Source organism: Klebsiella sp. K-3 (assembly GCF_051207495.1).
In the GTDB taxonomy this organism is placed as follows: domain Bacteria; phylum Pseudomonadota; class Gammaproteobacteria; order Enterobacterales; family Enterobacteriaceae; genus Klebsiella; species Klebsiella aerogenes.
The window spans coordinates 158,581-172,199 of the sequence record NZ_JBPNXF010000008.1; the positions used below are offsets into that span (position 1 = coordinate 158,581).

At 60.0% G+C, this 13,619-nt stretch carries 11 protein-coding genes; 6 read left to right on the forward strand and 5 right to left on the reverse strand.

All coding sequences use genetic code 11. The annotated features are described in order from the left end of the window. Positions 1–28: 28 nt before the first annotated feature. Positions 29–1,627: an autoinducer-2 kinase gene (lsrK, locus tag ACSEMK_RS14890; RefSeq protein WP_087859882.1), complete on the reverse strand. Its 1,599-nt coding sequence runs from the start codon at positions 1,625–1,627 to the stop codon at positions 29–31. 37 nt (positions 1,628–1,664) lie between these two features. After that, on the reverse strand, positions 1,665–2,636 hold the full coding sequence (lsrR, locus tag ACSEMK_RS14895; RefSeq protein ID WP_430915051.1) for a transcriptional regulator LsrR: 972 nt from the start codon (positions 2,634–2,636) through the stop codon (positions 1,665–1,667). A 218-nt stretch (positions 2,637–2,854) separates the two neighbouring features. On the opposite strand from lsrR, the gene lsrA reads away from it, so the two are divergent. Genes lsrA through lsrG form a run of 6 tightly spaced genes read left to right on the forward strand, consistent with a single transcriptional unit; the run spans position 2,855 to position 8,567 of the window. Then, positions 2,855–4,342 (forward strand): autoinducer 2 ABC transporter ATP-binding protein LsrA, encoded by a 1,488-nt coding sequence (lsrA, locus tag ACSEMK_RS14900; protein ID WP_348854083.1) that lies wholly within the window; start codon positions 2,855–2,857, stop codon positions 4,340–4,342. Further along, positions 4,339–5,373 (forward strand): autoinducer 2 ABC transporter permease LsrC, encoded by a 1,035-nt coding sequence (gene lsrC / locus ACSEMK_RS14905; protein WP_430915052.1) that lies wholly within the window; start codon positions 4,339–4,341, stop codon positions 5,371–5,373. The genes lsrA and lsrC overlap by 4 nt, the downstream gene beginning before the upstream one ends. Beyond that, complete coding sequence (gene lsrD / locus ACSEMK_RS14910) at positions 5,374–6,372, forward strand: autoinducer 2 ABC transporter permease LsrD (protein WP_430915053.1); 999 nt, start codon at positions 5,374–5,376, stop codon at positions 6,370–6,372. A gap of 1 nt (position 6,373) precedes the next feature. Next, entirely contained in the window at positions 6,374–7,375 is a 1,002-nt protein-coding gene (lsrB, locus tag ACSEMK_RS14915) for an autoinducer 2 ABC transporter substrate-binding protein LsrB (RefSeq protein ID WP_113373114.1), read from the forward strand. Positions 7,376–7,386: 11 nt separating this feature from the next. Next, positions 7,387–8,274: a 3-hydroxy-5-phosphonooxypentane-2,4-dione thiolase gene (gene lsrF, locus ACSEMK_RS14920; RefSeq protein ID WP_002917724.1), complete on the forward strand. Its 888-nt coding sequence runs from the start codon at positions 7,387–7,389 to the stop codon at positions 8,272–8,274. Further along, complete coding sequence (lsrG, locus tag ACSEMK_RS14925; protein ID WP_045392277.1) at positions 8,271–8,567, forward strand: (4S)-4-hydroxy-5-phosphonooxypentane-2,3-dione isomerase; 297 nt, start codon at positions 8,271–8,273, stop codon at positions 8,565–8,567. The genes lsrF and lsrG overlap by 4 nt, the downstream gene beginning before the upstream one ends. 44 nt (positions 8,568–8,611) lie before the next feature. On the opposite strand, the gene ygjK is transcribed toward lsrG, so the two are convergent. From ygjK to ACSEMK_RS14940, 3 genes are read right to left on the reverse strand one after another with little or no spacing between them, the layout of a single operon-like run. Then, positions 8,612–10,963: an alpha-glucosidase gene (gene ygjK / locus ACSEMK_RS14930; RefSeq protein ID WP_430915054.1), complete on the reverse strand. Its 2,352-nt coding sequence runs from the start codon at positions 10,961–10,963 to the stop codon at positions 8,612–8,614. A gap of 17 nt (positions 10,964–10,980) precedes the next feature. After that, positions 10,981–12,039, reverse strand: a complete 1,059-nt coding sequence (ygjJ, locus tag ACSEMK_RS14935; protein WP_435336602.1) for a protein YgjJ — start codon at positions 12,037–12,039, stop codon at positions 10,981–10,983. 12 nt (positions 12,040–12,051) lie between these two features. Next, positions 12,052–13,485, reverse strand: coding sequence for an amino acid permease (locus tag ACSEMK_RS14940; RefSeq protein ID WP_430915057.1), 1,434 nt, complete (start codon positions 13,483–13,485; stop codon positions 12,052–12,054). Positions 13,486–13,619: the final 134 nt, after the last annotated feature.

The window sequence follows — 13,619 nt, forward strand, 5'->3', positions numbered from 1 at the left end:
AGGGGGAAAGGCGGATCGGTACCGGTGGTTAGGGTGACGGGGAAGACGCTACGCGCTGGCGGCGCTCCAGGCCCGGTGCTTGCCACATCGATGTTGTCAGGCCGCTATCGACAAGGCCAAGCTGATCGGCGTACACCGTCTGCCACTTGCTCATCATCTCCTGATACAGCTCGCGATGCTGCGGATTTGGGGTGAACTCGCGGTGCCAGCTCACTAACCGTTCTCCTGTACTGGCCATATCGCCATACAGTCCGGCGCCGGTTCCGGCGGCGATGGCGCAGCCCAGAGCGGTGGCTTCGCGGACCACCGGCACCCGCACCGGCAGGCCGGTGACGTCGCTGAGGATTTGGCTCCACAGCGCGCCTTTAGAGCCGCCGCCGGCAAACACCAGGCTCTCGAATGTCACGCCGGAGAACTGTGAAATCTGCGCCAGGTTGCAGGCGGAGACAATCGCCGCGTTCTCCTCCAGCGCGCGGAACAGGGTCGCTTTGTTGCACTTCTCCGGATCGATGGAGAGGTTAATAAACGACGGCGCGGCGTGGTACCACTGCTTAAAGTGCATGGCGTCGGAAAAAATAGGCATCACGCCGTGGGAACCGGCGGGCACGCGGCTGGCCATCTCCTCCAGCAGCGAATAGGCATCGACGCCGAGCCGCTCGGCAATCAGTTTTTCTTCAGCGCAGAAGGCGTCGCGAAACCAGCGCATGGTCAGCCCGGTAAAGAAACTGATCGATTCCGCCTGCGCCATGCCGGGAATGACATGAGGATTGACGCGAATATTCATCTGCGGATCGGTACGCACCTGCGGCAGGTTGACCACCTGCTGCCAGAAAGTGCCGCCGAGTACCGCAGTTTGCCCGGCGCGCACCACCCCAAGGCCCAGGCAGCCGAGCTGGACGTCGCCGCCGCCCATCACCACCGGCGTCCCGGCGCGCAGGCCGCTCTGCTGTGCCGCCGCTTCGGTGACGGCGCCCAGCAGGGTCCCGGTCTCTTTGACCGGCGACAGCATATCGGCGCGCAGCCCGGCCATATCCAGCAGCGCCGGGCGCCAGTCGCGGCTGAACAGATCGAGCATGCCGGTGGTGCCGGCGTTTGACGGGTCGACCGCCAGCTCGCCGGAAAGTTTCGCCGCCAGCCAGTCGCTGATCATGGTGATGGTCGCCGCTTTGCGGTAGATATCGGGGCGGTGGTGCGCCAGCCACAGCAGGCGCGGCATGGCGCTTAGCGCCAGGGTTTGTCCCGAGACCTCGTACACCTCGGATTCAAAACGATAGTCGTGGATCTCCTTAAGCTCCGCCACTTCGCGGCTGGCGCGGGCATCGACGTTGGCGCAGGCCCAGATGGCCTCGCCGTTGCGGTCATAGAGGACGATCCCTTCGCGCATCGAACAGCAGGCGATGGATTGAATGTCGGCGGCGGAGAGCCGGGCGGCGTCGAGCGCCTGGCGAATGCACTGGCAGGCCAGCTGCCAGTTGGTGGTAAGGTCGAACTCCATCGAGCCGGGGACGTTATCAACGCTCAGGTGTTTCCATTCGGCCTGGCCTACCGCCAGCTGGCGGCCATTAAGATCGAAAATGACCGCCCGAATGCTGCCGGTCCCGGCATCTAACGCTAACAGGTAACTCATGACATGCGCCTCGCTGTTGTCGCGCGGCGCCAGGCCGTCAGGAGGCCAGTGCGAGCACCGCGCGTGCTGTTGTCTCTTCCGTTACCAGGCCATTAATGCGCTTGCCAATCAGAGCGGCATGAATCGCCTGCGCTTTTTGTTCGCCCCCGGCGACGCCGACGATGGTTGGCAGCTGCGCCAGTTCATCGAGGGTTACGCCGAGGAGTTCCCGATGGATCTCCAGTCCTTCTACCGGCCGGCCGTCAGCCTGCAGGAAATAACCTAAAATGTCGCCGACCGCGCCTTTGCGCGCGTACATCAGCTGTTCACCCTCGCTGATATATCCGGAGCGTAAAATGGTGGCGTCGCGCCGCTGCTCGATGGCGCCAATGCCAACCACCGCCGCGTCCGCCGCCGTTGCCGCCAGCATCACGTCGCGCACGCTCGACTCGCGGCGCAGGATCTCGGCGACCTCCGCCGAAGAGACCCGCAGCGGCGCCGGAATAATGCTGACGCTGCAGGCGGCATCAAGCTGGCCGATGCCGGTCATATAGGGGCCGACGCCGCCGGAGAGGGTCACCAGCCGCACCTGCTGCGAGCCGATAAAGCCGCTGAGATGCTGCAGGCAGCTCATGGTGGCTTCGCCGAAGCCGACTGCCAATAATTGCCCCGGTTGCAGAATGCCCATCAGCGACTGCGCCGCGCCGATCCCCAGCCGGGTATTCATCGGTGGAGTGTTGAGCGCTGGCAGTACGCGGGCAAGCTTGAGGCCAAAGCGTTGCTGGAGTTCACTTTCCAGCGCCAGACAGCCCTCATAGCGCGAGTTGATCTGCACGCGGATCACCCCGGACTGACGGCCTTTCTCCAGCAGGCGAGAAATCTTCAGTCGCGGCAACCCTAAACGCTCGCCGATGTCATTTTGCGTCAGGCCGTCGTGGTAGTAGCACCACGCCACCCGCGCCACCAGCTCTTCCTCGGCTAACGCCAGCCCGGCGTAGCGGTTCTCTTCCGTAATGCGTTTTTCGCTCATAAATTGAACTCTTATAAAAATTTAGATCATATGTTCGCTATTGCGCGGTCGGAAAGTGTGAGCCGACTGGCAAAACGGATCTTTCATCGCTGGCGCCTTTTTTCCTGACGATCTAAAGCGCCAAACTGTGATCTTCGCACGGTTGTAAATATAGTTCACGGTCTACGCTTTTGAACATTATTAAATCTAAAAATCATTTGTTCAATCGAGGCGCGACGATGAAGCCACTGCTTGAAGCTCGCCAGATTTGCAAACAGTTCTCCGGCGTTGCGGTGCTGAAAGGCATCGATTTCACGCTAGGCGCGGGACAGGTGCATGCGCTGATGGGGGGGAACGGCGCGGGTAAATCGACGCTGATGAAGATCATCGCCGGTGTTGAAACGCCGGACAGCGGTGAACTGACGATCGGCGACCGCGCGTTTGCGCGCCTCAGCCCGGCGCTGGCGCACCAGCTTGGCATCTATCTGGTGCCGCAGGAGCCGATGCTGTTTCCCAACCTCAGCGTGCGCGAGAACATTCTCTTCCGCCTGCCGAAGCGGGCGGATACCGCCGCGCGGTTGCAGGACAAACTGCAGCAGCTGAACTGCCAGATCAACCTCGATGCCAGCGCCAGCACGCTCGAGGTGGCCGATCAACAGATGGTCGAGATCCTGCGCGGGCTTATGCGCGAAGCCAGGATCCTGATCCTTGATGAACCCACCGCCTCTTTAACGCCGGGTGAAACCGAGAGACTGTTTAGCCAGATCCGCGCGTTACAGGCGCTGGACGTTGGGATCGTCTTTATCTCACACAAATTGCCCGAAATCCGCCAGCTTGCCAGCCATATTTCGGTGATGCGCGACGGCGCGGTGGTGCTGAGCGGCGAGACCGCGGCATACCGCGATGAGCAACTGATTAACGCGATGACGCCGGTCAGCCGCGACCATACGCTGAGCGACACGCAAAAGCTGTGGCTGTCGCTACCGGGTAACCGCCGTACGCAACCGCAGGACTTTCCCGTGCTGCGGGTGGAAGATCTCACCGGAGAAGGTTTTATCGATCTCAATCTGGAGATCCGCGCCGGAGAGATCGTCGGTCTGGCCGGGCTGGTGGGATCCGGGCGCACCGAATTTGCCGAAACCCTATACGGCCTGCGCCCACCGCGCGCCGGGCGGATCTGGCTGGAGAACCGCGAGATTAGCCGCGACAGCACCCGCGCCAGGTTGGCCAGCGGGCTGGTTTATCTGCCGGAAGACCGTCAGGTCTCGGGGCTGTTTCTTGATGCGCCGGTGCGCTGGAACACAGTGATGTTCAATCAGCCGTCATGGTGGCAGCAGGGGAAACGGGAGGCGGCGGTGGTTGAGCGCTATCACCGGGCGCTGGGGATCAAGCTGGCCGATGACGATCAGCCGGTGCGCACGCTCTCTGGCGGCAACCAGCAAAAAGTGCTGCTGGCGCGCTGTCTGGAAGCTAATCCGTTGCTGCTGATTGTCGATGAGCCGACGCGCGGCGTGGATGTCTCAGCCCGCGCCGATATCTATCAACTGCTAAAAAGCGTTGCCGCGCAAAACGTGGCGGTGCTGATGATCTCCTCCGATCTGGATGAGTTCGTCGGCCTTGCCGACCGGGTGCTGGTGATGCATCAGGGCCGCTACAGCGGCGAGCTGGCGCGGCAGGCGGTGACCGTCGATCGCATGATGACCCTGGCCTTCGGAGGGCAGGCATGAAAACGTTACTGAAGAATCGCGAACTGAGCGCCTTCTTTGCCATCGTGGCGCTCTTTATCGTGCTGGTGGCGCTCAATCCAGCCTATTTCAGCCTGCAGACCCTGGCGATGATTTTCGCCAGCTCGCAGATCCTCTGCCTGCTGGCATTGGGCGCGACGCTGGTGATGCTGACCCGCAATATTGATGTGTCGGTAGGCTCGACCGTTGGGCTGTGCGCCATCGCCGTCGGCGTGGCGCTGAACAACGGTTACGGGCTGGCGACGGCTATCGCCTTCGCGCTGGCGATTGGCGCGCTGGCCGGAGCTTTTAACGGCCTGCTGGTCGTGGGGCTGCGCATTCCGGCGATCGTCGCGACGCTCGGTACGCTGGGGTTGTATCGCGGAGTGATGTTGCTGTGGACCGGCGGGAAATGGATCGAGGGCTTGCCCGACAGCCTGAAATCGCTCTCGGAGCCCGCGTTTATTGGCGTGTCGCCGCTGGGCTGGCTGGTGCTGGCGCTGCTGCTGGCGGGCGGCTGGCTGCTGTCGCGCACCGCCTTTGGTCGTGATTTTTACGCCGTTGGCGATAATCTCGCCGCCGCGCGTCAGCTGGGCGTGGCGGTCAACCGCACGCGGATGCTGGCCTTTACCCTCAACGGCATGCTGGCGGCCTGCGCTGGGATCGTCTTCGCCGCGCAAATTGGTTTTGTGCCTAATCAGACCGGCAGCGGGCTGGAGATGAAAGCCATCGCCGCCTGCGTACTGGGCGGGATCTCGCTGCTCGGCGGCACCGGTACGCTGCTCGGCGCGTTTCTCGGCGCCTTTTTCCTCACCCAAATCGACACCGTGCTGGTGCTGTTCCGCCTTCCCGCCTGGTGGAATGACTTTATCGCCGGCCTGGTGCTGCTCGGCGTGCTGGTGCTCGATGGCCGCCTGCGTCAGGCGCTGGCCCGCCATCAGCGGGCGCTGAAGTACAGCCGTTTTCAGCCCGGTAACAAAGGAAGCAAACAGGTTGCCCGCTTTCCCGAACGCAAAAGCAAAGAGGTGGCTTAAATGAAGCTGAAGCTTAACTGGGAAAGCGCGCTGCTGGCGTTACTGATCGCGGAAATCCTGCTATTCGGCGCTTTGAATCCGCGCATGCTGGATCTCAATATGCTGCTCTTTAGCACCAGCGACTTTATCTGCATCGGCATCGTCGCGCTGCCGCTGACGCTGGTGATCATCAGCGGCGGGATCGATATTTCGCTGGGCTCGACCATCGGCCTGTGCGCCATCGCCCTCGGGGTGATGGCCCAGGCGGGCTGGCCGCTGTGGCTGGCGGTATCGCTGACGTTGCTATTGGGGCTGCTGTGCGGGTTACTCAACGCCGCGCTGATTCACTACACCGGCATCAGCCCGCTGGTGATCACCCTCGGGACGCTGTATCTGTACGGCGGCGGCGCGCTGCTGCTTTCCGGCATGGCCGGCGCGACCGGTTACGAGGGGATTGGCGGCTTCCCCGATAGCTTCACCGCCTTCGCCAATTTAACTTTCGCCGGACTGCCGCTGCCGCTGGTGCTATTCGCGATTATCACCTTTTTCTTCTGGCTACTGGCCCATCGCGGGCGCTTTGGCCGCCACCTCTTTTTACTCGGGCAAAACCCGCGCGCCGCGCGCTATGCCGCGCTGTCGGTGAACGGCATCCCGTACGTGCTGTATGGCCTGGTTGGCGTCGCCTCGGCGGCCGCGGCGCTGGTGATGGTCTCCTATTTCGGCTCGGCGCGTTCGGATTTAGGCCGCGACCTGCTGATGCCGGCGTTGACCGCGGCGGTGCTCGGCGGGGCCAATATTTACGGCGGCTCGGGATCGATACTGGGTACCGCGCTGGCGGCATTGCTGGTGGGGTATCTGCAACAGGGTTTACAGATGGTCGGCATCCCCAACCAGGTGTCGAGCGCGCTGTCAGGGGCGCTGTTGGTTGTGGTGGTGATGGGGCGCTCGCTGAGCCTGCACCGTGAATGGGTGCGCGCGACCTGGCGGCGTCTTTTCTCGCATAAAACAATCGGAGCATAAAATGAAATTAAAACTGATCGTGCTGGCGTTGGCGATGAGCGTAGTCACCGCCCAGGCGGCGGACCGCATCGCCTTTATTCCTAAGCTGGTCGGCGTTGGCTTCTTTACCAGCGGCGGCAACGGTGCGAAAGAGGCGGGGAAAGCGCTGGGCGTGGATGTCACCTATGACGGCCCAACCGAGCCCAGCGTCTCCGGCCAAGTGCAGCTTATCAACAACTTCGTCAACCAGGGCTACAACGCCATTATCGTTTCCGCCGTCTCGCCGGACGGCCTGTGCCCAGCGCTGAAGCGGGCGATGCAGCGCGGGGTGAAGGTCCTGACCTGGGATTCCGATACCAAGCCGGAGTGCCGCAGTATCTATATCAATCAGGGCACGCCGCAGCAGCTCGGCGGCCTGCTGGTCGAGATGGCGGAAAAGCAGGTCAGCAAACCTGCCGCCAAAGTCGCGTTTTTCTACTCCAGCCCAACGGTGACCGACCAGAACCAGTGGGTGAAGGAAGCCAAAGCCAAAATCGAAAAAGAGCATCCGCAGTGGCAAATCGTCACCACCCAGTTCGGCTATAACGATGCCACCAAATCGCTGCAAACTGCCGAGGGGATCTTAAAAGCGTATCCGGATCTCGATGCCATTATCGCGCCGGATGCCAATGCGCTGCCGGCGGCGGCGCAGGCGGCGGAGAACCTCAAGCGTCAGGGCGTGGCGATCGTCGGCTTTAGTACACCGAACGTGATGCGCCCGTACGTTGAGCGCGGCACGGTGAAAGCCTTTGGTCTGTGGGATGTGGTTCAGCAGGGCAAAATTGCGGTTAACGTCGCCGATCGATTGCTGAAAAAGGGCGATCTTAACGTAGGCGACAGCGTTGAGGTGAAAGATATCGGCCCGCTTAAGGTCGAGCCGAACAGCGTACAGGGTTACCAGTATGAGGCGAAGGGCAACGGTATCGTGCTGCTGCCGGAACGCGTGGTGTTCAGCAAAGAGAACATCAACAATTACGACTTCTGACGGAGGATGAGATGGCTGATTTAGACGACATCAAAGAGGGTAAGGACTTCGGTATCGACCGCCCGCAGCAGAACACGCTGTATACCCTGAAAGGCTGCGGCTCGCTAGATTGGGGCATGCAGTCGCGGCTGGCGCGCATCTTTAATCCGCACAGCAATCGCACGGTGATGCTGGCCTTCGATCACGGCTACTTCCAGGGGCCAACGACCGGGCTTGAGCGTATCGACCTGTCGATTGCGCCGCTGTTTGCCGACACCGACGTGCTGATGTGCACCCGCGGCGTATTGCGCAGCCAGGTACCGGCGGCCACCAATAAGCCGGTGGTGCTGCGCGCCTCCGGCGGCAATTCGATTTTGAGCGAACTCTCCAACGAATGCGTGGCGGTGGCGATGGAAGACGCGCTGCGTCTCAACGTTTGCGCGGTGGCGGCGCAGGTCTATATCGGCAGCGAATACGAACATCAGTCGATCAATAACATCATCAAACTGGTGGATGCCGGCAATCGCTACGGTATGCCGGTCCTGGCGGTTACCGGCGTCGGCAAAGAGATGACCCGCGACGCGCGCTACTTCTCGCTGGCCAGCCGGATTGCCGCCGAAATGGGGGCGCAGTTTGTGAAGACCTATTTCGTTGAGGAAGGCTTTGAAAAAGTGACCGCCAGCTGTCCGGTGCCGATCGTTATCGCCGGCGGTAAAAAACTGCCGGAGCATGAAGCGCTGGAGATGTGCTGGCGGGCGATCGACCAGGGGGCGTCCGGGGTGGATATGGGGCGCAATATCTTCCAGTCCAGCGCCCCGCGCGCGATGCTGAAGGCGGTGAAAAAGGTGGTGCATGAGAATCTGAACGCCCGCGAAGCGTATCAGTTCTGGCAGGAAGAGAAACAGGGAGAGCTGAAATGAACGTGACGCTGGTGGAGATCAATATTAAACCCGAGCGGGTGGATGAATTTCTCGAGGTGTTTCGCGCCAACCACGAAGGCGCGCTGCGGGAACCGGGCAACCTGCGCTTTGATGTCCTGCAGGATCCAGAGGTGAAAACTCGCTTTTTTATCTACGAAGCCTATAAAGACGATGAGGCGGTGCTGGCGCATAAGAAGACGCCGCACTATTTAGCCTGCGTCGAAAAGCTGGAGGAGATGATGTCGCAGCCGCGGCAGAAGCGCAGCTTTATCGGCCTGTTACCGGCGGTGTGAGGTTCCCTCTCCCTGTGGGAGAGGGTTAGGGTGAGGGGAAAATGCTACGGCTTACGGAAAAACTCGTTATACAACATATATAAATGCGCCGCGCTCCACGAGAAGTTGGGCGCTCCCTGCTGGGCGCCGGTCAGCGGATTGTAGTTCTCCTGAATCGGGCCATCGGCGGTTAAGCCTTTGGCGTGCTGGAAGAAGGCGTCCGCCAGCTTCAGCGCCTCATCGCGATGACCGTAGCGCTCCATTCCCTTCAGGCCGAACCAGAACTGATCCACCCACACTCGTCCGCGCCAGTAAATATCGGCGCCAAAGGCCGGGTTGGTCAGCGCGGCGGTGCCCAGCGGCACAAAGGTGTTGAACTCTTTCGGGTCGAACATCACCGAAACCACATCGTCAGCATGTTGCTGCGTCGCCGCGCCGTTAAACAGCGGCGACCAGCCTTCCGGCCCTTTGCCGCGCTCGACGATCGGTTTACCGGCGCAGCCGTTGGCCAGCGGTTGTTCCTCGATACGAATGTCGTAATAGAAGCGGGTCTGCGGGTCGAACATGCAGGTATTGATATAATCCGCCAGCTTCGCCGCCAGCGCCTGATAGCGCTTTGCTTCCTCCGCTTTGCCAAGAATCGTCGCCATCTGCGCCAGATAGTGGTTATCGCTGTACATATAGCTGGCCTGATCGACCGACTCCTGGAGCAGCGAATACCCCAGCAGGTTGCCGTTGCGGTCGCGGTTTTCGGCGAATTTCACCGTCCAGTCGCTGCGTTTGCCGCCGTTGGCGACGTATTTATCCAGCTGTTCTTTATCGATAAAACCAAATACCGCCGCATCGTCGCGCCCGGATTCCCACGATGCCGCTACCTGCGCCGGGATTTCGAGGCTGTCGTAATCGCCTTTGGCCGTCACCTGCTCGTAGGCGCTAAGGCCGGAAAACGTCTGCTTGGTTTGCCCTTTTTTCACCGTGAACAGCATGGCGCCGTCGGCGGTGTTGTGCGCCTTATCGCGGGTTGCGCCATATTCCGGCACGCCGTTACCGTTATGGTCGCGGTTGCGCAGCCACCAGTCATGATAGGCCACCAGCTTCGGATACATCTCTTCCAGCCATGCTTTATCTTTGGTGACGTTATACACCTCCATCACCGACCAGGCCGCGAGGCTTGGCTTGGTGTTGCGTTCGTTCCAGTTGCTGCCGTCGCCGCCGCGCTCGGGGCTCAGGTTCCAGGCAATCAGATCGGGCACAAATCCGGCATCCTGCGGGCGCACCTTATCATTGGCTTTAATCTGCCAGGAGAAGACGGCGCGGATATTCTCTTTGGCGATATCCGGGTTGAAGTGGGCCATGGCGTAGGCCTGTTTCCAGGTATCCCACGGCCAGGTCTGGTTGCCGGAGAACCAGCGGCCGGTCACGGATGGGGTGACGGTGTGGTAATGCACCGCGCCGCCCGGCGCGCGCCAGTTGCCGTTGAGCGTCTCAATGGCTTTCACCGCCACGCGGGTCTGTTCAGCGGTAGCGTCTGGATTGCTGAGCCCTTTTTGCAGATAGCCGTCCCAGCGCTGTTCGGAGGCGGTGAGATAGTAAGCCGGGCGCGCCAGAATATCGCGGATCTGCGCTTTTTCCCGTCGCGCTTGCTCCGCGGTGAGCAGGTGCGAATAAGTGGTGTAGAGGGTGGTGGAGCCGCGGATCTCCGCGCTGCTGGTGAAGCGGTGACCGTCGATACGGGTCTCGGTTGCCAGCGAACGGTGGATCTGATACTGCGATTCGCCGGAAGTCATCAGGTCAGAGGCGGCGCGAACTTTGCCAAAGCTGACCGTCAGGCCGTCGGGCGTGGCGCTCAGACGGCGCTGATAGTCCGGGAAGGCTTCATCAATGGTTTTGTCCGATAGCGCTTTACCCTCTTTGGCGGCCAGTTTTTCCAGCAGTTCGCCATCCCACACCAGCTTCAGTGGAGTGTTGCTGGTGATTTTGGTCTCCACTAGCGAAGTGTGGGCGCTGGCGAAGCGCAGCGTCATCTCCACCTTCACGCCGGGGGCGGTGAGGGTTTGTTTCAGCGCGCCCGGCAGGCTCCAGGCCTGCAGGGTGAAATCAACTTTTTTGCCGTTCTGATACACCGTCAGGCGATCGAAGTTGGTGGCCATAAAGTTGATGTACTCTTCGGTCAGCAGCGCGGGGCCGGGGAAGCCGCCCATGGTCGCCGGGCCGTCGGGCAGCAGGTGGCCGTGCCACGCCCCGAGGTCGAAAAAGGGGTTGAAGCGCTGGTGGTCGTCGGCGTCGAAATCCTGCATATACTGCGGCGCGCCGCTGCGGTCGATGACGTTTTTAAACGCCTGCGCGGTGACGGCGTGGGCGGAAAAACTCAGCATCAGCGCGCAGGCCAGCGGCGTCAGCGTAGTGGTGAGGTTCATGGTATCTCGGCTCCTTGTTACCAGTAGAAGTATTGCATCAGGAAAATTTTGTCGCTCGGGTCGCCGCTGGCGTTGCTGGTGTAAAAACGGCTGTCGGCGGCGGTGGCGAAACGCCCGCCGCCGTATTCGTACCAGATGCCAAATTGCATAAATGCGGTGGTTTCATCAGCGGCGTGGTCCGGGCGGTGTTTGGCGTAGCTGTATGCGGTGGAGAAGTAGAGCCCGCTTAAGGCTTCATACACGGCGCTGGCCATAAAGCCGGTTTCACTGCCGGGAACATCCAGCCCTTTGGCGCGGCCGGTATGGTGCCAGGCGCGGAAGGCCAGATTGGGCGACAGAACGCCGGTCAGGAATAGCTGTCCGGTGCCGTCGGTCACTTCAAGGCCGTTCATCCAGGTGACATCTTTGACGATGTCGTACTGCACGTAGCCGTTGACCATTGCCGGGTAGGTGTACTTATCGTCATAGCGATCATATTTGCCGAAGTGCAGCCAGGCCTTGCTTTCATCGTGATGCCCGGCCGGCGTGGCGGTGACGCTATAGCGGAAATCGCCGCTGCGGTTTTGTACCTTCAGCGCGTACATGATGTCGCGGGTATTGGGGATCACATAACCCAGATCGGGGGTAAAGTCGCCCCACCACTGCAGGTCGTCCAGCGACGAGTCCTGGCGCAGGCTGAGCATGATCTCGGTGTTGTTATCGGTTTTATAGCCGCCATAGAGGCGGTTAAGGCCGCCTTCCACGCCGCCCCAGCTGTGGCCGGGCGTCCAGGCATTGCCCTGGCTATCGGCCTGTACCGTCCAGGCTTCGCCGTAGATCAGCCCGAACCAGTGGCCGTTTTTGACCTCCAGCCCGCCCTCGATATAGGTGCCATCGCTGTATTTATGTTTATCCTCGCCTTCTAAATCCATGTAACCGCCAACCCCCAATTCGCCGTAAAAGCGGTAGGAGGTGGTGGTTAATTCCGGCGTTTTGGTATCGTCGTGCTCGGCCGGATGGACGGTCTCAGCGGCCGCCGCAGGGGCGCAAAAAGCCAGGGCAATGAGTGCCCCGTATAAGTAAGGGTTAGTTTTCATTTTTTAAGGTTTTTAAGAGGTATGGGAAGCCGGAGCCGCTTCTATTTGTTGTTGTTCCTGGGTTAATCCTTTGACGTATTTGCTGTATTTCCACCACGCGAAGCCAAGGAAAATCACGATCCCGCCGACGTTGTAGAAAATGATGGTCAGGATGTTGCCACCGGTTGGGAAGGTTGAGGCGACGAAACCGATGGCGAAAATCACAATCAGCATGGATACCACCACGATGCCGGTAGTACGCGAGCCCATGCGAAAATCGCGCGGCAGATGGTCGAGCTTGCGGCGCAGGTTGAGGTAGGCCAGCATGATGAACAGCGGCGGCAGCATGGAAGCGGCGGCGGTCATGTTGATGATGGTGTTCATCAGATCCTGCACGGTGTTGGATCCCAACGTCGGGATGATCATCAGCGGAATGACGATCAGATACTGGATCCAGGCAGCGCGTGCCGGGACACCGTTCTCATTAAGCTCGACGGTCTTTTTACCAAAGATGCCGGAGGGGATTTCCGAGAAGAAGATTTTAACCGGGGTGGCGGTCCACATCAGCAGCGAGCCAAACATCGCGGTAAACGAAACGAGGCCGACGAACCGGTTCATCAGGATTTCCGGCAGGCCAAAGTAAGCCGCCAAACCGTGGAACACCTGCACCGAGCCGCCGGTAAATTTCAACTCTTTGCTGCTGACGAAGACGTTGATCAGTACGGAGGAGATCGAGTACAGCACGCCGATAAAGATCCCGGCGAGAATGATCACTTTGACGAAGGATTTAGAGCCGCCTTTCACATCGTTGACATATACCGCCACCGATTCCGCGCCGCCCGCCGCCATAAAGATCCACGTGGTAATACCGAGGAACGCCCAGTTGAAGTTAGGGATCATTGCATCGACGGTGATTGGATCGGCTGGCTGTATGCCACCGACCAGCGCGGTACCGGCCAGCAAAATATAGGACAGCGTCAGCAGTAGCATCAATGAAGAGGTCACGGAGGTAATTGGCCCCAGCATTTTCGCGCCGTTGGTGGAGATCCAGGTGGAGAAAGCGAACAGCGCCATGCTCAACACGGTGGTGGCGAACGGCGTCAGAATGTATTCGTAGCCGAGGAAGGCGTAAGAGGCATAGGCGATTACGCGCGGCAGCAGCGAGGTGAAGAAAAACAGGTTTACGAACCAGTAGGTATAGGCGGTGATAAACGCCCAACGGCCGCCGAGCGAACTTTTCACCCAGGCGTAAACTCCGGCCTCGGAGTTTTTATTCAGTGATACGAACTCGGCGATAATCAGGCAAAACGGAATGAAGTAGAACAGGGTGGCGAGGAAGAACATCGGCGCCGACGCCAGCCCCAGTTCGATATTGTTGTTGATGACGTTATTGAAACTGTAAACGGCGGCAAAGGTCAGCGATAACAGGCCGAACTTGCCGATGGTATTACGTTTAGTATCAGACATAACACATCTCCACACATTGTCCTTCAGAGGGTCGCTGAAGGGGGTTGTGTTGTTTGTAGGGTAGAGGTAGTTAAGAATTAATGTCGATTTTAGTAAAAGTTTTAGTAAATAGAAGTAAAGAAACCGAATAGCTT

Coding starts and splice junctions, on each gene's coding strand:
- lsrK (WP_087859882.1), bottom strand. CDS start 1,627: ATGAGTTACCTGTTAGCGTTAGATGCCGGGACCGGCAGCATTCGGGCG.
- lsrR (WP_430915051.1), bottom strand. CDS start 2,636: ATGAGCGAAAAACGCATTACGGAAGAGAACCGCTACGCCGGGCTGGCG.
- lsrA (WP_348854083.1), top strand. CDS start 2,855: ATGAAGCCACTGCTTGAAGCTCGCCAGATTTGCAAACAGTTCTCCGGC.
- lsrC (WP_430915052.1), top strand. CDS start 4,339: ATGAAAACGTTACTGAAGAATCGCGAACTGAGCGCCTTCTTTGCCATC.
- lsrD (WP_430915053.1), top strand. CDS start 5,374: ATGAAGCTGAAGCTTAACTGGGAAAGCGCGCTGCTGGCGTTACTGATC.
- lsrB (WP_113373114.1), top strand. CDS start 6,374: ATGAAATTAAAACTGATCGTGCTGGCGTTGGCGATGAGCGTAGTCACC.
- lsrF (WP_002917724.1), top strand. CDS start 7,387: ATGGCTGATTTAGACGACATCAAAGAGGGTAAGGACTTCGGTATCGAC.
- lsrG (WP_045392277.1), top strand. CDS start 8,271: ATGAACGTGACGCTGGTGGAGATCAATATTAAACCCGAGCGGGTGGAT.
- ygjK (WP_430915054.1), bottom strand. CDS start 10,963: ATGAACCTCACCACTACGCTGACGCCGCTGGCCTGCGCGCTGATGCTG.
- ygjJ (WP_435336602.1), bottom strand. CDS start 12,039: ATGAAAACTAACCCTTACTTATACGGGGCACTCATTGCCCTGGCTTTT.
- ACSEMK_RS14940 (WP_430915057.1), bottom strand. CDS start 13,485: ATGTCTGATACTAAACGTAATACCATCGGCAAGTTCGGCCTGTTATCG.